Origin of the sequence: Lutimonas vermicola (assembly GCF_038433205.1) — a bacterium.
GTDB lineage: Bacteria > Bacteroidota > Bacteroidia > Flavobacteriales > Flavobacteriaceae > Lutimonas > Lutimonas vermicola.
In genome coordinates, this window is the sequence record NZ_JBCDNA010000002.1 from 139,060 (window position 1) to 157,101 (window position 18,042).

Below are 18,042 nucleotides of genomic sequence, written 5' to 3' on the forward strand. Positions count from 1 at the left end.
TTTAGGTTTATTTTAAATTGTCAAAATAGTCTCCGAGGATAGCGTCGTTAACATCACTGGAAGTAAAAACTTCCAGTAAAGCCGGCTTGTTTGACGGGGCGTAGAATTTTGCCAAATGAGTTTCCAATTGCAAACCGTCTCTGGCATCAAAATAGTCAAAACCAAACATCTCACATAAAGCTGAAGCGTTTAACTGGTGTGACGTTTCAAAATAATCCAGGGCACCTGATGACTTGGGGCCAGGAATAAATTTAAAAATCCCGCCACCAGCATTATTGACTATAATAATTCTAAAATCTACAGGAATATACTTGTTCCAAAGCCCATTGCTATCATAAAAAAAGCTGATATCCCCGGTGATGAAAACTGTTTGCCCACCATTCTGAAATGCGGCCCCCAGAGCAGTCGAAGTACTGCCGTCAATTCCGCTTGTTCCTCTATTACAGTACACTTTTATTGTAGGGTCGAGATCAAATAACTGCGCATAACGGATAACGGAACTGTTGGCAAGCTGTAAATTGATGCTGCCCGGCAAACTATTCAAAACCTGATCAAATACTTTTAAATCTGAAAAACTAAGGTTAAGAACAAAATTATCGTGTTTAATTTTTCTTGCCTCTTTAAGGACAAGCCATTTATCCTGATATGAACTGTCTACCGTTTTTGTTAAAAAGAAAAACTGACTAAAAAACAATTGCGGGGATATTTCAAAATGCCGGGTCATGCTGTGATAGGTATCCAAAGATCTGTGCGCATCTACATGCCAGTGATGCTGCGGTGGATGTTTTCTCAACATTTGTTTTATCCTTTTTGATATCACCATCCCTCCAAAGGTCAGCAGGATCTCCGGCTTTAATGCTTCAAAATCAACATCATTCAAGGGGAATATAAGCTGATCGATACTATTGATGAATTTATCATCAGCCACATTTGATGTTGTTTCGGTGAGAATGATCACTGAAGGGTCTTTTATCAAATGAGTCATTTGGGCCTGTAACAATTCATCCGGGTCAATACTTCCGATGATGACCATTTTTTTGTCGGAACCATTCCAAATCAAAGAGAAATTTTCTAAGTCTTCAAGCTGCAGCGGCTCTTCCTCCAACAAAGATCCGGTGAGTACAGGTTCCTTTTTATTAGACAGAGAACCAAAGTCGTATAAATGGTCAACGGTTTCGTATAAAGGCTCGTCAAAAGGAACATTGATATGAACCGGGCCCCTTCCGGAAGCTGCACTGACGAGTGCCTCAACAATAGCTTTTGCATTTTCAACAAGCATTGTTTCCAGATCGTTGTACAAATTAATCTGATCCTCACTATTTAAATTTGTCTGAAAAAGAATGTGATTGCTGAATACTCCTTCCTGCCTGATCGTTTGCCCGTCACCAATATCCAGAAGCCGTTTGGGCCTATCTGCCGAAATAACCAACAAGGGTATTTTACTGTAATAGGCTTCGGCAATTGCCGGGTAATAATTCAACAATGCAGAACCTGAAGTACATAACAAGGCAACCGTTTTACCTGATTGTTGTGCAAGTCCCAGCGCAAAAAAGGCAGCGCAACGCTCATCAACAATGCTGAAAGTTTTTACTTTCGGGTGATTTACAAATCCAAGTGTCAGCGGTGCGTTACGCGATCCGGGGGAGATTACTACCTGCTCAATACCATGATTTACGCAGGTCTGCATAAGCAGTTGAGCGAGTTTTTTTTTGGGGTACTTAGGCATCAATGTCATTAAAAAATAGGATACAAAAATAAGTGATTTTTTCTTGAAAACACCTTAAAAAACTACTTGTGATCCAGACCCTGAACTATCCCAGAAGAACTGACTTCATCACAAGACTCTTGTCGACCGTCTCCTCCCATTCCAAAACCGGATTGCTTTTAGCGGTAATGCCGCCTCCCACATAGACAATGGCTCCCGGTATTGGTTCGGACTTTAATTGCATACACCTTAGATTGACAAAAAGATTTGATTCAATTTCTTTTGATGATACATCCTTGTTGATGTCATAATCTTCTTTTTCCCAATTCAATTCCCCCAAAAAACCTGTATAAAAACCGCGATGATAACCTTCTTGTTTCAGAATAAACTGCTGCACCTTTTTTTTGGGAAAGCCGCAAACGGCCGCAGTGGGATGCAGCCTGTCAATCAAATGCTTCAAAGTTTCTTTACCATCAAGAACTCCTTGGATATCATTGCATAAATGCACTAGATTTCCTGCCTTTTTGGTATAGGTACTGTTGACTTCAACTGAGATTCCTTCCAAAGAATCCAGCAGGTGATCTGTTACAATTTGCTGCTCCTGAACTTCTTTCTCTCCCCAGGAAGCCTCGACTTCAGCCTGGTATTTTTGGGTGCCAGCCAAAGACATGGTTTTAAACCGATTTCCTTTTGTTCTTAAAAGTGTTTCCGGACTTGCTCCGGCCCAAAGTCCTACTTTCGGATGATACCATACATAGACAAAAGCCTCAGTGTATTTTGCCATTAACTTGAGGAAAATCTGGATGATATCCGGTTCTTTTATCTCGACAAATTCAGATCTTGAAAGAACTGCTTTTATAAAATCACCATTTTTAATGCTTTCTATACCCCTTTCAACAAGGTCGATATGCTTTTCCTTTGAGGCTGCGGGATAAACCGGCTCAATTTTATGCAATGGTTTATCGAGATTCAAATTACTTTTTGAGGGTATTTGGCTTTGGTAACGATAAACATTCCCTTTAGCAAACAAGACGGTCTTTTCATGTTGGTCAAAAGGTGCCATGACAAAGCCTGATTCCTTAAAATCAATAACATGATCCAGGCGCCTGTTTTTCTGAATAATGACTTCAATAAAATCAGCGTCTGGAATTTTGTACATTACAAACGGGATTTCCTTGACTTTGGCTTGTTCGACCTTTTCTAAAATCTCCTTCAAAATCATTGTTGCTCAATACTTTTTATTAATTCAGACTTGATGAATTCAAAATTAGTCCAAATAAGTGAATGGTTGCCATTTTCAAGGGGAATTAAACTAAACTTATGATCCTCAAAAAGTTCTTTCAAATACAGGGAATTCTCAAATGGTACTATAAAATCTTCTTTTCCATGAATAGACAAAACAGTCGAAGGGCTCCGGTTCCACCTTTTCTCATAGGCAGGCAATTCTGTAACATGCCTCAATTTCTCTATACTGGCTCCCTGGAACACCATGGGAACAATAGGTCTTGTAAACTTCCATTGATACAAATTCATCGCCCAGAACATGGGTTCAAGATCACCTCGAACAGAAGCTGCCAGAACGATTTTCTTCATATATTCTTTTTCTGAGGCCATAACGACCGTTCCGCCATAAGAGTATCCAACCACGATGATTTTTGAAGGTTTAAAAGGCTTGATTAATTGATGCAACAAGTTAACTTCCTCTTCAAGGGATTCTAAAACCCTACCTGTATCTTCTTGTCCATAACCTATCCTGTCGTAGGCAACTATATTGGCCAAACTATTTAAGCCCGGATCTTTTAAATAGCGTTTAAAGTCCATAGCAGAACCCGGGGAACCGTGTACAAAAAACAAAGTGGGCAAAAGTGTATCAATGGTTTTCTTCATTTTGATCAGCCTCACTTTTCTACCTTTAAAGAACTCATAACTTATATCGGGCTCAAAAGCAGTATCCCTGAACTCCTTCCTGATCTCATTATCAGAACCGGGGCTTATAAAGCCATACAGCAAATAACCAAGTATCAGAACTACTACCAAAAAGATGATCCCTGTGATTTTTAAGATCTTTTTGACAAGGCTTCTTTTCATTGTGGGGTTCTATTTCCGTTCTAATATGATACATGTGAGCTTACACAGAGAAATCAATCTGTCTTTTTCGTCTTCAATCCTGATCTCCCATAAGAGTGTTGTCCTTCCGCGGTGAACCATTCTGGCTGTGGCTTTGACCATTCCTTCCCGTATGCTTCTCACATGATTTGCCGAGATTTCAATACCTCTGACCTCACCTAAAGAATGATCTATAAAATGAAGGGAGGCAGCACTCCCCACGCTTTCCGCAAGGGCAACAGAGGCTCCACCGTGCAGAATTCCCATCGGCTGATGCACTTTTTTATCAACCGGCATGGTCGCCACGAGATAATCTTCTCCCACTTCGATATAGTTGATACTAAGGGTTTCCATCAAGGTGTTCTTATTGAGGGAATTGAGTTTTTCCAAAACGTTTTTACTATCCATGATACCGGGAAAATTATGACATTTTTTAACAAGGTAAAAGTAACACTTTTGGATTAAAGTATTATTTTTGCAAAAAATTACGAAAGGAAATCATGGTGTACAAAATCAGGATAATTTTAAATTCGAAGGAAGATGTGATAAGAGACATCGCTGTTGAGAAGGATGCAAACCTGGAAGATCTTCATAATGTGATTACTAATGCCTTTGGTTTTACAGGAGACCAGATGGCTTCTTTTTACAGGTCAGATGAAACCTGGATGCAGGGTGAAGAACATCCTCTCTTTGACATGAGTGAAGGAAATGAGAGAAAGGTACCAATGAGTGAAGTAATGCTCAATGAGGTATTACAAAAGGAAAATGACAAAATGCTTTATGTATATGATTTCTTTAATATGTGGTCTTTTTACGTTGAATTAATTCAGACTGATTTTGATCACAATAACCTGGTCCTGCCCTACTTGCTTTTTTCTTTAGGAGTTGTTCCTGCAAATGCCCCGGAAATTCAATTCGAAAGCGAAGATCTGTCTCTGGATGATTATGAAGAAGATGACTTTGATGAATTCGAAGATGATTTTGGTGATTTTAGTTATAATTAAATTTTAAAAAAGATGATTCTACTTAGCTGGAACTGATCTTTACTTATAATCATTTTTTATTCTTTTTTTCAGGCCAAAAATAGAATTGATTTATTTTCACTAATTTAGTAACTCAACTTAAATCAAACTATTATGAAAAAATTACCATTAATTTTGATGGGCTTGCTATTCTGCATTCCCTCTATGATTGCGCAAGGGGTCACCATGCATCAGTACAGAAGAGTAGAACCCCAAAACATGGAAGAATACCTTAAACGTGAAACTACTTACTGGCAAAAACTTGCCGAAAGCGAAGTCACCAAAGGCAATCTTACTTTTTGGGCAATCCTGCAAAAAGTAGGTGGTACAGACCAAAAAAACGGATCCAATATCCTAATTATCAATTCATTTAAAAATATGGATACCGCCAACGAAATCTGGGGTAATCTCCAGGAACTATTCCCTGATACAAAAATGGAAGATATGAATACCTGGGAACTTGCTGAGAACAGAGCGACAATTTATCTCAGAAATCTGGGAAATCACGTAGAGGTTCCGAACGCAAATCCGGATAAGGACTTCAAATATGTCTATATCATCTACCACAATCCAAAAAACATGAACAAGCTTCTGGATTTCGAAGCCGATAAATGGAAACCCATGGCAGAAAAGGCAATGGCTGATGGAATGACAACAATGAAAGGCTGGGGTAACGCAGTGGTGGTTTCACCTCAATCGAGTAAATTCCCATACGCAACCCAGAGTTATGATCTTTTTGCCTCCATGACGGATGCTTTAAGCCCTACCTTCAAAGAAGGTTTTACCTGGCCGGATAATTTTATGGCCGATATAGAAGGAAATGATGCTGGCCCAAGACATAAAAATTTATACAGAATAATAACTGTGGTCTCCACGCCCAGTGAGTGATTAAATTAATAAAAAGGCTTGCTAAAGTAGCAAGCCTTTTTTTTGGTGTCTAACCCAAATTTGCCAATCTGGCCCTTATTTAAAATTTATATATGGTTACAATTCTTTCAACCATTGCCGTATCTCATTCTGAAATTCAGGATCAAATCCATTCTTTGTGGCCGTATCCCATTCTACGCATTTGTTTTCCACCTTATAAAATCCGTGATTGCCCTTAGGCATGACTTTATAACTAATGTTTTTTGGTATTTCATAATCAAATAAGGTATTTAAAAGGTTAATATTAATTTGCGGGTCTACATTGATATCAAACTCCCCGAATAAAAACAAGGCCGGACAGCGCAAAGCTTTCAATTCTTCTTCATTCGTATAATCATGGATCAGATACCAGTGTTTTGCACTACCGATCAAACCTGAATTCTTTCCCAAATTGGCTGATTTCACTAAGGCCCTTTTTCTTTTTTCTATTTTTTTATCCAATTTATCCCCGGTATATCCCTCACAAATGAATCTGGACCTGTCATTGTCATCTACCTGTGCCTGAACCCCTATGGTCGGGCCTGCCAAACATAGTACAAAGGCAATATCATCATGCTCCGATGCCACAATCTGAGCGATCCAGCCTCCCTGGCTATGACCTGAAATACCTATTCGATTCGGATCGATAAATTCCAATGATTTTAAATAAGTGATGGCTGCATAAGCGTCTTTGGCCCTGCCGTAAAAATCATTTTGCCTCCAGTTTCCTGAAGAATTCCCCAAGCCTCTTTTATTACAGTACAATACTGCATATCCCTGCTCCAGCAATACATCTTCAATGTAAAATTTATGTGGCCCCCATGCTTCTTTTTCATATCCGTCAAAGGCATGTGGCCCTGAGCCCTGCTGAAAAACTACGGCAGGCGTATTGTTTTGCATATTTGGGCGAATAAGTATACCTTCAATCGATTCCTCTCCGCTTTTAAACATTACTTTGGAGGCTATTCTATCCTGAGCATGAACAAAAAAAGAACCTAATAAGATCATCGCTATTGTCAAAGTGGCCTTGACTTTAGTGTTCTTTGTTTTTTGATATAGCCTTAAGTGACTGAAATTTTTATAGCTAAGTTTCTTCCATAGGAACTCGACCGGGCCTTGAGGAAATTTTCTTAACCAAAGTGAACTGATCAATGACTGCAGCCCAAATAAGACCAGTGCAAGCGTATATGTTTCCCCTTGCGTAATCTTACCGAAAAGATGCAACCCTGGAAGGCAGAGAAAGAAAATCAACAGGTAAAACACAGACTGCATCAAATAATTTGTGAGGGCAGTTTTACCAACCGGGTTAAAAAACCCAATCACTTTCTTAACCCTCTCGGATCGGTAAAGTCTCAAAAAGATTGAAATATAACTCAGGCTTTGCAACAACATCCCCGCGATGATAACAAATGGAACCCAAAGTTGGGGAATATCCAATTCCAAGGCTCCGGTAAATATCAAATGTAAGATATAGCTGGAGGCCAAGCCGATAGTCAGCCCAAGTCCAATCAGCCAATTGGTAAGTGTTTTCAATTTCTCGGGAAGCCTGAAAAAATCTATCCTTCCCAATAACATGCCAATAATCATGTTTCCAAAAGTAAAGGCTAAAGTTAAAGGCATATCATTTAAAAAGTTGGTCCAGGGAGAGGTAATCCAGTTGATTTCTAAATATCGTAAAAAAGATTGAGTGATAGGCTGCTCCGCTGCCAAAGCAAAATCATAACTGTATTCTGACCACCCCAAAGAAGAATTTCCAATAAATATAATACCGGTGATAAATACGTTAAATACCACGGCCAATATCATTAAGGCCTTGTTAGATAATTTTCTGATCAGTAAAAGAAAAATGCCTCCAAAAGCATAAGACATTATAATGTCTCCGTTCCAAAAGAGAAAACTATGTATGACTCCAATAAGAAAAAGAAGTAACATTCTTTTTACGAAATAGGGCTGAAAGCTGATATTCTTTTCTTCTGCTCTTGTCATTTGGATATAGAATCCAAATCCGAACAGCATAGAGAAAATAGTGATAAACTTCTTATCGATCAACAAGTGATATAAAAAGGTCAGGGCCGGATCGGATGCAGTTTGAATTGCTTCAGAATTGCCATAAGGAACATTGGCAAGTAATACGCCTAATAAAGCAAACCCTCTAAGGGCATCAACAACTTCGATTCTGTTTTGTTTTGTAGTTGGCTTAAATTCCATGATATTTAATTTTAATGATTTATGATATTTGTATATACCATAGACTCAAAATTAATTTAGAATATCACTTTAGATGGGTACATGATGTGTCAAAATCCGATTTCAGGACAATACTTATGTGCGAAATTCAGCATTCAGAACATCAGGCATTCACTGCTTCCTGAAATGTCCCGGGGAATAACCTGTTTTTTTCTTAAAAGCAGTGTACATCGCAGAGCGCGATTTAAAACCGGCATCTTCTCCTATACCTTCGATGGAATAATGAATTTTAGAAGGATCTTGTAATAAGTCAAGGGCTTTCTCAACCCTATAATTATTGACCCATTCGTTAAAATTTACGCCTATTTCCTGGTTGATGCAAGTGGATAACAATCTGGGCGGAATATTCATTTCCTTTGAAAGGTCGTAAATTGTAAGGTCATGATTTAGATAGTAGTTTTTAGATTCCATGGCATGTTGAAGTTCTATACTCATGGCTTTAAAATCCCTGCCGCTATGATCGTTTTTTTGCTCCGTTGCCTCTTCATCATTCATAACGAGCTCAGGAACCCCTTCAAATAAATTTTTGCGATGAAAGGCAATAAAGCTGACAAAATAAATAAATACAATGATAAAAGCCCAGGTAAGTAAAACAAAAACTGACATTCCCGAACCTCCAAAAGCAATTCGGGTTAATTCAAGCCCCCACATGAACGTTATAGGTACTAAAGCAAATATAAACTGCCATAACCATTTTATCTCCAGCATATCCAGGTCAGAATAGGCATTCCTTATTTTATTTTGATAGCGTAAAACCTCTTTGATTGATATAACCAGCGCCACTATCGTAAGAAAGAAAGCATAATATTGATTTGCTAAAAAAACATTGGAGATCGTGTCCCAAGAAAAATAATCACGAAGCGACTCGCCACTGACCGCAAAAAGAATTAGGTTCGGGAGGGTGAGTAACATGACCGCAAAAACAAGAATATAATGGAATTTTAAGAATGTCCGGTAATTTTTAACTGCCCCTAACTTTTCAAGAACATAATTCAGAAACAATACCGGAAATAACAATTTCACCTCAGGCAGGTCAAAGTATTGGCTTACACTATAGCTCCCAAGATAATCAAAGGGTAACCACATTGTCAAGGCCTCCAGAACAAAGCATAAAAGAAAAAATCCCAGCAATTTATTGGCCCTGCTCCTGTGTCTTTTAGAAAATATATAAAGCAGACCAAGCAATAGGCCCTGTATAATGGCGGCCCATACTATGGTGTTGATAACAGACTCCATAACAAAACTTTAGTTTACGAACGAAGGCATTTCAATACCCTAAACTTATCTGATGATATAAGTATTCGCACTTTCATAATTCCTGACGACAAAATTAAACACCACCTGAATGATCTCTCCCATGTTCTTGCAATCCTTAAATTCCTTATCATGGGTATATTCGATCAGATCCCTTTTTAGCATCTCCACGTTCTCCTTAGTAGAAATCGTGTCGTTTTTCATGCATTCCATCAACCTGCGAATTCTGTTACCTGTTGCTTTTAACCGTTTTGCCAGGGCTGATCGCTCTTCTTTTTTATATTGCTCAACAGATTCTTTACCCAAATGTTGTTCGACCATTTTTATAAATTCATAATTATCCTTAAAAAACTGTGGCCTGTATACTTTTAAGTTTCCCTCATAACTTTGCTGGTCAAAATCCATCGCTCTGATGCGGTACTGTACCTGGTCAAAATCATGTGTTGGAACGATTACGTAATTGTAAGCACGCATATCTCCCAACAACCTCAGCGTAGATCGCTCATTGAATTTTACAAATTCCTTCGACAATCGTTGCTTCTCGGTTTTTGATATTCCTGAAAGGTTTTCTTCCAAAAACATGTCACCCGGAATACCCAGCACGTGTTCTTCAATCAGGGTGTCCTTATAAATCAAAAAATTAATGCTGTTAGGCGACAATAAATGTTCGAACTCAAGTCCATATACCCTTGAGGCATCGGCTTTCTTTACATAAATATATGTGTAGTTATCGTTTAGCAAGTTTCTAACCCTTACCCTAAACGGTTTCGAATTTCCAAAAGTGCAATAATCAATTTCGTCTACAATCAGGTTTTCAAGAACCTCCTCACTCCCATCGCCATGAAGGATATTATACATCCTCTTTAAACTCATATCGATCTCCTTCTGCTCGAACTCCGGATAGTATACCCTGATCCAGAGTGTATCCTTCTCATACTTATCAAAGACTGTAACAGAGCCTGAAAACCTCAGCAAATCATCATAAAAAATGGGGATCTTAATACTTCTGTTATAGGTGCTCAAATAGTCGTACAGTTCCTCATTTATAGGAAAAGTAGGCTTCTTTCTCGAAATTAATTTTTCATCCATCGTTCCTTGTTTTGGATCTACGCATCTGTGACGAATTTAATAAACTTTATGGCCAGAACCTAACTTTAAGTTTCAACCTTTGGTTTTTTAGTAACAAATCGCTATCATGCTCGTCTAATAATTGTCAACTCAAAAGATACAACTTGGAAACAATCTTATCGCTAAACAAACTTCACAAAAAATTTGGCAGCATCCATGCTGTTAACGACCTTTCTTTCGACATTCAAAAAGGCAACGTTTATGGAATACTTGGTCCTAATGGTAGTGGCAAGTCGACAACCCTTGGAATTATACTAAACGTTGTGAATAAATCATCCGGCAGTTTTAGTTGGTTTGACGGAAAACTGTCAACCCATGAAGCCCTTAAAAAAGTCGGAGCCATTATTGAACGCCCAAACTTTTATCCTTATATGACTGCAACGCAAAACCTGGAACTGGTTTGCAGGATAAAAGAGATCTCCTTTGATAAAATTGATGAGAAATTGAAAGAGGTGAACTTGTATGAAAGAAGAAACAGTAAATTTAAGACCTACTCTTTGGGCATGAAACAGCGCCTGGCCATAGCTTCTGCCCTTTTAAACAATCCTGAGATCCTGATCCTTGATGAACCCACGAACGGGTTAGATCCTCAGGGCATCCATGAAATAAGGAGCATCATAAAAAATATTGCAGCGAATGGAACAACAATTCTACTCGCCTCCCACCTGCTGGATGAAGTGGAAAAAGTCTGTACGCATGTTGTCGTCATCAGGAACGGCATCAAACTTTATTCGGGCAGGGTTGATGAAATTACATCCTCATTTGGGGTGATAGAACTCAGTACTACCAGCTCTAACAAAGAACTATTCCAGGCACTTAAAGATTATGAGGGTATAGAGAGCAGCCACGAGGAAGATGGGAAAATATACCTAAAATTAAGCAAAGATATTTCAGGAGCCGATATCAACCAATACCTGATGAAAAAGAATATCGTACTCTCTCATCTGGTAAAACGCCTTCCGACCCTGGAACAACAATTTTTAACCATAACCAATAATAACTGATCATTTAATCAAGATCTTAGACCATGTTAAGATTACTCAATATTGAAATCCACAAACTCAAGTACAGTCGTGCCAGTAAAATACTGATTATTACGTATTTTGCGCTACTCACATCTATTGCGCTGATCGCAGCCATCAAATTTGACATTGGTCCGATTGAATTTCATCTGGCAGAACAAGGTATTTTTAATTTTCCTTTTATCTGGCATTTCAACACCTTTATAGCAGCTTTTTTTAAGTTTTTCTTGTTGCTTGTGATCGTTTCGATGATGGCCAACGAATACACCAACAAAACATTAAAGCAGAATTTGATAGACGGTTTGAGTAAAAAGGAATTTATCCTTAGTAAATTCTATACAGTTGTTTTGTTCGCGCTTATTTCAACTGTTTTTGTTTTTCTGGTTTCCCTTGTACTTGGGATGATTTATTCTGACTACAATGAGATCTCTATCATCTTTTCTGATTTAGAATACCTGGTGGCCTTTTTTGTCAAACTGCTGGGATTCTTCTCCTTCGGCCTCTTTCTCGGAATGCTCATCAAGCGTTCGGCTTTTGCCGTAGGCGCCATGCTCATTTGGTTTATAGCAGAAACCATAGGCTATAATATTCTTAAATGGAATGTTTTTAGGGGCACTGATATTGCGGACTATATTTTTCAATTCGCTCCTCTTAAAGCCATGTGGAACCTTATAGATGAGCCGTTTTCCCGCCTCAATGCGGTAAGAACGCTGGCCAATCAAATTGGAGAGGATATCAGCGCCGACCACGGGGTGGATATTTTTGAAATCGCCATTGTTTTAGGTTGGACATTTCTTTTTATTTATGGTTCCTATTATCTATTAAAGATCCGTGATTTGTAAAATTCTGTTGTGAATATGTTATTTTTGCAGCATGCAATTTCAAATAGAATCCGAATTCAAACCTACAGGAGACCAGCCCAATGCCATTGAGCAATTGGTCAAAGGTTTAGTGGATAACGAAAAATACCAGGTACTCCTTGGTGTAACCGGCTCAGGTAAGACTTTTACTGTGGCCAATGTTATTGAGAGGGTTCAAAAACCTACTTTGGTTTTGGCACATAATAAAACCCTGGCGGGACAATTGTATTCTGAATTCAAGCAATTTTTTCCGAATAATGCAGTGGAATACTTTGTATCCTACTATGATTATTACCAGCCGGAAGCATTTATTCCGACCACAGGTTTGTACATTGAAAAAGACCTGTCTATCAATGATGAAATTGAAAGGATGCGTTTGAGCACAACCTCCTCCCTCCTTTCGGGAAGAAGGGATGTTTTGGTGGTGGCCTCGGTTTCATGTTTATACGGTATTGGAAACCCTGTTGAATTCAAAAAAAATGTGATTGAAATTGAAGTCGGAGAAAGTATAGCAAGAACAAGGTTCTTGCATCAGCTCGTCACCAGTTTATATTCGAGAACTGAAGAGGAAGCCAAAAGTGGAACTTTTAAGGTAAAGGGCGATACAATTACGATATATCCCTCATATGGAGAATACGGTTTTAGAATTCACTTTTTCGGGGATGAGATAGAAGAAATTGAAAGTTTTAATCTGATCAGTAATGAAATCATAGAATCCTTCGAGCAGTTGACTATTTATCCGGCGAATTTGTTTGTGACCTCCCCGGATGTCCTTCAGAATGCCATCCATGAAATTCAGGATGACCTGATGAAACAAGTCGATTTTTTCCATGAATCCGGAAGACCCCTTGAGGCCAAGCGCCTAAAGGAGAGAACAGAATTTGATTTGGAAATGATTAGAGAACTGGGCTATTGCAGCGGTATAGAAAATTATTCCAGGTATCTTGATGGCAGGTCAGCAGGTACAAGGCCGTTTTGCCTGCTCGATTATTTCCCTGATGATTATCTTATGCTTATTGATGAGAGTCATGTTACCATTCCTCAGGTACACGCCATGTATGGCGGTGACAGGTCAAGAAAAGAAAACCTGGTTGAATATGGCTTCCGTCTGCCGGCAGCGATGGATAACAGGCCCCTGAAATTTGAAGAATTTGAGGCCATTCAGAATCAGGTGATTTACATAAGTGCCACTCCGGCAGATTATGAATTGCAACTTAGTGAAGGTGTTTTTGTAGAGCAGGTAATCAGGCCAACAGGCTTATTGGATCCTGAGATAGAGGTAAGACCCAGTCAGAATCAAATTGATGATCTTATTGAAGAAATTCAACAGCGTATCGAGGTCGATGAAAGAATATTGGTGACAACCCTTACCAAGAGAATGGCTGAAGAACTGACAAAGTACCTTGCAAGGATTCAAATCAGGTGCAGGTATATCCATTCTGACGTGGATACCCTGGAAAGAATAGAAATCATGACAGATCTTCGTAAGGGCCTTTTCGATGTGCTTATAGGAGTTAATTTACTGCGGGAAGGACTGGATTTGCCAGAAGTTTCGTTAGTGGCAATTCTGGACGCTGACAAAGAAGGTTTTTTAAGGAGTCACCGTTCGTTGACACAAACAGTTGGTCGGGCTGCCCGAAACATTAACGGAAAGGCTATTTTGTACGCCGACAGAATTACCAAAAGTATGCAGCTCACTATTGATGAGACCAAAAGAAGAAGGGAAAAACAGACGGCTTACAATAAAAAACATGATTTAACGCCGACACAGATCAAAAAGAACATTGATGACTCGCTGACCAAAAATCAGCTTGTAACCTATCAATATGACGGAGCAAATACGATGGCTACAGACCATGATTTACAGTATCTGAACAAAACAGAAATTGAGAAAAGAATCAGGGAAACAAGAAAGAATATGGAAAAAGCAGCTAAAGCCCTGGACTTTTTGATTGCGGCCAAACTCAGGGATGAAATCAAGGAATTGCAAAAACATTTGCACTAAGCCCATGACTTTCCAAATCCAAAAAGTAAATTATTTCGATCATAATCGGATTTTTGCAAGAATTATTGAAAATTAGTTAACTTGCGGATAGAATACACCAATTCCTGATGCTTTGAAAAACAAATATTTATCCATACTGTTCATCCTGGTTTTTGCTTTTGGTTACGGGCAAAAAGAAACCGCCAATTGGTTTTTTGGACAATACGCCGGCTTGAATTTTAGCAGCAGAACCCCGGTTGCCCAAAAGGGAAACCTGAACACTTTAGAAGGTTGCGCCAGTATCTCCAATGCGAAGGGTGCCCTGCTATTCTATACCGACGGCTCGACAATCTGGAACAGAAACCATGAAGTGATGCCTAACGGAACAGGATTGTTCGGGCAAAAATCAAGCACCCAGGCAGCAATTATCGTCCCCAAGCCGGAAAGCAAAAACATTTATTACGTCTTTACGGTAAGCCGGGCTGAATATCTTGAGATTGGCGAGGTAAAAAACGGCATCAACTACAGTATCGTCGACATGAATCTGAACAATGGAAAAGGAGACGTGATTCCGGAAGCAAAAAACATACATTTGGTGACTTATGATCAAAATGATGCCGAACAAAAAGAGTGGAAAGGTTCAGAAAAAATTTCAGCCACCCTCCATTTTGACGGCATATCCTATTGGATTCTAACCTATTTTGTCGACACTTTTTACGCCTTTAAACTCGATGAAAACGGTTTAAACGAAACGCCTGTAAAAACTAAGGTCAACGACGTGATTCCCATTGTGGTGTCTAAAACCAACACCACCCTTGTAAATTTGTCTTCTATAGGATACCTGAAGCTCTCTCCCAATGGAAAAAAAATAGCGATTGCACACAGTTTTACCGGACAGAGCAGCACTTCAGGAAGGGTGTTTTTATATGACTTTGATCCTGAAACGGGTAAAACATCCACTAACGGTACCCGATTGATCAGCAGTACCTATCCCTATGGGGTGGAATTCTCCCCTAAATCAAGGAAAGTCTATGTTTCGACAAATACCTATGTGACCAACCGGGGGATTTCATATTTCCAGGGCAGTAACGTATATCAATTTGACCTTGAGAGTCAGAATATACTCGGCAGTAGAGTTGAAATTCACAATTCCACAACCTTGCTCGCAGGTGCCCTTCAATTGGCCCTGGACGGCAAAATATACAGGTCAAAACACAAAACTGATGCGTTACTCGGGGAATCTAGTTTGGCGGCCATCACCAAACCGGAACTTAACGGCAGGGACGCGGCTTATATTGATAATGCAGTTACACTGGCTTCTGGTAGTTATGCAAACTACGGACTCCCACCTTTTATTTCATCGGCCTTTTTACTGACTTTTGATTTTGAGTTTACGTGTATAGGAGACGAGACCCACTTCTTTATTACTTCTGAGGACCCCTATGATACCGTACTATGGGATTTTGGAGATGGCACAACCAGCACAGATCCAGAACCTTACCACCGCTATGCCAGCCCTGGGGAGTACGAAGTTAGTCTGACGACTCTTGACGCGCTAGGAAATGATGGTAAACCGATGGTCAAAAAAATTGAGATCGTCGGAAAAATTGAAGTCCTCCCTGAGCCCTATGTATTGATTCAGTGCGATACCGATGAGGAGCCGGAAGACGGCATTACAACTTTTAACCTTCAACTTGCCAATGACCCCATTAGTTTGGGTCGTGGGAGCGAAGTAGATGTTTTTTATTACACAGACATGGATGTTTTAGCAAATGATAGTTTGAATATCAAAGCATTGCCTAATTTTTACAAAAATAATACTCCAGATGAACCCCTTTTAGCTAAGGTGGTGCAAGCGGGTTCTGATTGCTATAATGTGGCCGATATAATCTTAAAAGCGACAAAAACAATTGATTTTGTGGCAGAGAAATTTTTTGGATGCAACCAGGGTGATGGCACTGCAATCTATGACCTTGCCTCCCGTAAAGAAAAAATACTGACAGACCTGGGACTGTCACCCTTAACAGAAGTGACTTATCATGCTTCCATGAACGATGCTGCCTTGGGATATGAGCCACTGGCGGAGAATTATATAGGAAGTCCGTCGTTAATCTATATTAGACTGGCCAATGACAATATTTGCTCTGGGATTGGCAAAATGGATCTTGACATGCCGCCGTTACCCAGAATCAATCTCGATGAAGAATACGATGTCTGTATGGCTGATTTCCCGATAAAAATAAACGGAGGCGTTGAAGTTTCCGAAAGGCAAAATTATTCGTATGAATGGCTAAGCGGAGAACAGACTTATGAAATAGAAGCCGAAGCTCCCGGTACGTTTTATTTGACAATTACCGATAATTTATCCCTTTGCAGCACAGTCAAAAGTATCTATATCAAAGCTGTGGACATTCCAGTGATCAGAGCAATTGAGCTTGATGAAAATGGAACCACACATACGGCATCGGTACTGCTTGAATTTGAAGGAGATTTCGAATTTGCCCTGGATAATTCGTTCGGGCCCTATCAAGATGAGCCGGTATTCGACGAACTGCCGCCCGGCTCCTATACCGTTTTTATAAGGGATAGAAAATCTTGTAACATTGTAGCGAAGAAATTTTTTATTTTTGGGTTCCCTAAATTTTTTACCCCTAACAGCGACGGACAAGCAGATGTTTGGGAAGTCAGAGGCCTGAATCCTGTAGACTTCAACTATTCTGATATTCAGATTTTCAACAGGTTTGGCAAATTAATCGCGTCCTTTCCGCCAAATGGACATTGGGACGGAACTTATAACGGTAAAACGCTGCCTTCTGATGATTACTGGTTTACTGTTACCGTAACAGACAGTGATGACATCTCAACAACTTATATCAAACATTTCAGCCTGCTACGCAACTAAAAAAAGGCCGGATATGATCCGGCCTTTTTATGCTTATTGTATCTTAAATATAAATCCTACCACACTTCTGTTTCAAGCCAGGAGACTGCTTCTTTAAACTCGTCTAAATAGGTGCAGGGTTCGTTATGCACGAGGCCATCAGCAACAACAAAGGTAATGTCAGAACCCGCTGCAATTGACTCTTCAACAAATGCCTGTGTCATTTCCAATGGGAAAAGGTCATCTTCAGAGCCATGGATCACATATAAGGGAATGTTTATCTTTCCAGGGTTCTTGAACGTATCATAGGATGTTGCCATTGGAATAGAGGCAGCGAACAAGTTTGAATAAAACTGTGCAAAGAACCAGCTTCCATTGCCGCCATCGCTATATCCTGTTATCACTACCTTATCCGAATCCACATTCAAATTCGATGTAGTTAAATCTAAAAGGGCAAGTATCTGCTGGATATTTGCTTGGGTTTCCCAGAGCGCCCCATTACTGTTGGGGCTCAAGATAAATACGTCCTTTCCTTCAAAGCCGGGCTCAACCAAACATGCTGTAGACTGATGTGCAGTTGGGGAATTGGCCTGAGCCGCTCCGTGCAATCTAAGCACCAATGGTCGTTTATTTGCAGCAGTGGCTCCTTCAGGAACGATTAACCGGAAATTCCAGAATACCCCTTCGACCAGTGACTCCAAAACCAGGTCATTGGTTCCGATATTGATCGTTAAATTATTGAAATCATCAATCACATCCTGAGCAGATCTTGGACGATCCGGTGGATTATCAGGACCGTCATCACCGCCCCCTCCACAGCTAAGCATCAAAAAAACCAGGCTCAATAATAAGAGTGGTTTCATAAAAAATTTTAGTTTTTGCATCTTTTTTTAGTTTGTAAATTTTATTAAAACTAAAACAAAAATG

General features: G+C 39.5%; 14 protein-coding genes. 6 read left to right on the top strand and 8 right to left on the bottom strand.

Annotation, left to right across the window (positions count from 1 at the left end):
* Positions 1-7 precede the first annotated feature (7 nt).
* The 4 genes from menD to AABB81_RS08035 form a co-directional block, all read right to left on the bottom strand.
* Positions 8-1,735 (bottom strand): 2-succinyl-5-enolpyruvyl-6-hydroxy-3-cyclohexene-1-carboxylic-acid synthase, encoded by a 1,728-nt coding sequence (gene menD / locus AABB81_RS08020; protein ID WP_342159808.1) that lies wholly within the window; start codon positions 1,733-1,735, stop codon positions 8-10.
* A gap of 76 nt (positions 1,736-1,811) precedes the next feature.
* Positions 1,812-2,927, bottom strand: a complete 1,116-nt coding sequence (locus AABB81_RS08025) for a chorismate-binding protein (protein ID WP_342159809.1) — start codon at positions 2,925-2,927, stop codon at positions 1,812-1,814.
* Positions 2,924-3,793 carry an alpha/beta fold hydrolase gene (locus tag AABB81_RS08030; RefSeq protein WP_342159810.1) on the bottom strand — a complete coding sequence of 290 codons (870 nt, stop codon included), beginning with the start codon at positions 3,791-3,793 and terminating at the stop codon, positions 2,924-2,926. Before AABB81_RS08030 ends, AABB81_RS08025 begins: the two co-directional genes overlap by 4 nt.
* A 9-nt stretch (positions 3,794-3,802) precedes the next feature.
* Complete coding sequence (locus AABB81_RS08035) at positions 3,803-4,219, bottom strand: hotdog fold thioesterase (protein WP_342159811.1); 417 nt, start codon at positions 4,217-4,219, stop codon at positions 3,803-3,805.
* A 92-nt stretch (positions 4,220-4,311) separates the two neighbouring features.
* On the opposite strand from AABB81_RS08035, the gene AABB81_RS08040 reads away from it, so the two are divergent.
* Together AABB81_RS08040 and AABB81_RS08045 are read left to right on the top strand one after the other, a co-directional pair.
* Positions 4,312-4,815 (top strand): IS1096 element passenger TnpR family protein, encoded by a 504-nt coding sequence (locus AABB81_RS08040; RefSeq protein ID WP_342159813.1) that lies wholly within the window; start codon positions 4,312-4,314, stop codon positions 4,813-4,815.
* A gap of 132 nt (positions 4,816-4,947) precedes the next feature.
* Positions 4,948-5,721: a hypothetical protein gene (locus AABB81_RS08045; protein ID WP_342159814.1), complete on the top strand. Its 774-nt coding sequence runs from the start codon at positions 4,948-4,950 to the stop codon at positions 5,719-5,721.
* Positions 5,722-5,817: 96 nt separating this feature from the next.
* On the opposite strand, the gene AABB81_RS08050 is transcribed toward AABB81_RS08045, so the two are convergent.
* The 3 genes from AABB81_RS08050 to AABB81_RS08060 all read right to left on the bottom strand — a co-directional run bounded on the left by AABB81_RS08050 (position 5,818) and on the right by AABB81_RS08060 (position 10,329).
* On the bottom strand, positions 5,818-7,947 hold the full coding sequence (locus AABB81_RS08050; RefSeq protein ID WP_342159815.1) for a DUF418 domain-containing protein: 2,130 nt from the start codon (positions 7,945-7,947) through the stop codon (positions 5,818-5,820).
* Between the two features lie 150 nt (positions 7,948-8,097).
* Positions 8,098-9,222, bottom strand: a complete 1,125-nt coding sequence (locus AABB81_RS08055; RefSeq protein WP_342159817.1) for a helix-turn-helix domain-containing protein — start codon at positions 9,220-9,222, stop codon at positions 8,098-8,100.
* 45 nt (positions 9,223-9,267) lie between these two features.
* A complete protein-coding gene (locus AABB81_RS08060; protein WP_342159818.1) occupies positions 9,268-10,329 on the bottom strand; it encodes a hypothetical protein in 1,062 nt (353 codons plus the stop codon).
* 143 nt (positions 10,330-10,472) lie between these two features.
* On the opposite strand from AABB81_RS08060, the gene AABB81_RS08065 reads away from it, so the two are divergent.
* The 4 genes from AABB81_RS08065 (at position 10,473) to AABB81_RS08080 (ending at position 17,136) form a co-directional block, all read left to right on the top strand.
* Positions 10,473-11,372 carry an ABC transporter ATP-binding protein gene (locus AABB81_RS08065; protein ID WP_342159819.1) on the top strand — a complete coding sequence of 300 codons (900 nt, stop codon included), beginning with the start codon at positions 10,473-10,475 and terminating at the stop codon, positions 11,370-11,372.
* Positions 11,373-11,395: 23 nt separating this feature from the next.
* Positions 11,396-12,232, top strand: coding sequence for an ABC transporter permease (locus AABB81_RS08070; RefSeq protein WP_342159820.1), 837 nt, complete (start codon positions 11,396-11,398; stop codon positions 12,230-12,232).
* 31 nt (positions 12,233-12,263) lie between these two features.
* Positions 12,264-14,255 carry an excinuclease ABC subunit UvrB gene (gene uvrB / locus AABB81_RS08075; RefSeq protein ID WP_342159821.1) on the top strand — a complete coding sequence of 664 codons (1,992 nt, stop codon included), beginning with the start codon at positions 12,264-12,266 and terminating at the stop codon, positions 14,253-14,255.
* A 112-nt stretch (positions 14,256-14,367) separates the two neighbouring features.
* On the top strand, positions 14,368-17,136 hold the full coding sequence (locus AABB81_RS08080) for a T9SS type B sorting domain-containing protein (RefSeq protein ID WP_342159822.1): 2,769 nt from the start codon (positions 14,368-14,370) through the stop codon (positions 17,134-17,136).
* Between the two features lie 56 nt (positions 17,137-17,192).
* Here the strand turns inward: AABB81_RS08080 and AABB81_RS08085 are convergent, their stop codons facing one another.
* Complete coding sequence (locus AABB81_RS08085) at positions 17,193-17,978, bottom strand: carboxylesterase family protein (RefSeq protein WP_342159824.1); 786 nt, start codon at positions 17,976-17,978, stop codon at positions 17,193-17,195.
* Positions 17,979-18,042: the final 64 nt, after the last annotated feature.

Excerpts from the sequence above, each read along its gene's own strand:
- menD (WP_342159808.1), bottom strand. The coding sequence starts at position 1,735 with ATGACATTGATGCCTAAGTACCCCAAAAAAAAACTCGCTCAACTGCTT.
- AABB81_RS08030 (WP_342159810.1), bottom strand. The coding sequence starts at position 3,793 with ATGAAAAGAAGCCTTGTCAAAAAGATCTTAAAAATCACAGGGATCATC.
- AABB81_RS08040 (WP_342159813.1), top strand. The coding sequence starts at position 4,312 with ATGGTGTACAAAATCAGGATAATTTTAAATTCGAAGGAAGATGTGATA.
- AABB81_RS08085 (WP_342159824.1), bottom strand. The coding sequence starts at position 17,978 with ATGAAACCACTCTTATTATTGAGCCTGGTTTTTTTGATGCTTAGCTGT.
- AABB81_RS08055 (WP_342159817.1), bottom strand. The coding sequence starts at position 9,222 with ATGGAGTCTGTTATCAACACCATAGTATGGGCCGCCATTATACAGGGC.
- AABB81_RS08045 (WP_342159814.1), top strand. The coding sequence starts at position 4,948 with ATGAAAAAATTACCATTAATTTTGATGGGCTTGCTATTCTGCATTCCC.
- AABB81_RS08035 (WP_342159811.1), bottom strand. The coding sequence starts at position 4,219 with ATGGATAGTAAAAACGTTTTGGAAAAACTCAATTCCCTCAATAAGAAC.
- AABB81_RS08025 (WP_342159809.1), bottom strand. The coding sequence starts at position 2,927 with ATGATTTTGAAGGAGATTTTAGAAAAGGTCGAACAAGCCAAAGTCAAG.
- AABB81_RS08070 (WP_342159820.1), top strand. The coding sequence starts at position 11,396 with ATGTTAAGATTACTCAATATTGAAATCCACAAACTCAAGTACAGTCGT.
- AABB81_RS08050 (WP_342159815.1), bottom strand. The coding sequence starts at position 7,947 with ATGGAATTTAAGCCAACTACAAAACAAAACAGAATCGAAGTTGTTGAT.
- AABB81_RS08060 (WP_342159818.1), bottom strand. The coding sequence starts at position 10,329 with ATGGATGAAAAATTAATTTCGAGAAAGAAGCCTACTTTTCCTATAAAT.
- uvrB (WP_342159821.1), top strand. The coding sequence starts at position 12,264 with ATGCAATTTCAAATAGAATCCGAATTCAAACCTACAGGAGACCAGCCC.